The sequence below is a fragment of the Oleiphilus sp. HI0086 genome (genome assembly GCF_001635225.1).
The window spans coordinates 1-775 of record NZ_LWFZ01001377.1 but is presented as its reverse complement, the minus strand read 5'-3'; the positions used below and the strand labels follow the sequence as shown (position 1 = coordinate 775).

2 protein-coding genes are annotated in these 775 nt (G+C 43.7%); both read right to left on the bottom strand.

Going from position 1 to position 775, the window contains the following annotated elements; genetic code table 11:
• On the bottom strand, positions 1-250 hold a 250-nt coding region (locus A3756_RS23615), incomplete at its 3' end, for a hypothetical protein (RefSeq protein ID WP_156490730.1).
• A gap of 23 nt (positions 251-273) precedes the next feature.
• Positions 274-775: hypothetical protein (locus A3756_RS28250; RefSeq protein WP_068554836.1), on the bottom strand; the 502-nt coding region annotated here is incomplete at its 5' end.

The window sequence follows — 775 nt, the reverse complement described above, 5'->3', positions numbered from 1 at the left end:
GTTCGTTTAACCAGTACTCGTTTAGTTGATATACCTCTGAAATTACAGATTCAACATTCTGGTCATTAATTTCTCCTGTAGCGATTTTTGGAAAGTTGACCTTAGGCAGGTCGCTTTTGTTAATTTCTCCTCCTTCGTTTACGGGGTTTATTGGTTGCCCTGAATCGCCATCGCTTCCTGATCCGCAACCGGTCAAAATTGCTAGTATAGATGCGCCAAGTAGGTTTTTAGTTGTCATTAGGTTTGTCATGATCGTTGTATCCTTAAGTGTTGTTAGTGTTCGTTATTCAGTACTTTTTCTAGTTCGTCGTAAGCTTTCTTTGCTTCTTCTTTAGTCCACTTAGCTTCAGCGTCTCTAAAGCTCGATTTGATGAAGAGCTTCTTGTTCTTCTTGGCCAACTCTTCATCAATCCCCACCAGCACGTACTTCACCCCATTTGGGTCAGTAACCGAGGCATAAACACGGCTTCCCGATAGCGGCATCTTTAATTCACTTTGCCCTATTTCCTGTACATGTTTTTCTGCCCGCTCACTCAGACCTGATCCAGTGATAGACTCGTAATCACTTAGCGCTGCCTTTAAATCAACAGTTAGTTTTCTTGCGAGATCTGCTCGAGCGCGTTGCTGAGCAATTTGAAATGAGAGGTTCTCGCTGGCACTGTTACGGTCATAACTTCCCCTTCCTGTAACTAGGTCACCCATAACCCCTGTACACACCCAATTTGGAGCTTCCTTTTCCGTACCGTCAAAATTACACTCTGCTGTTTGAGGTGCT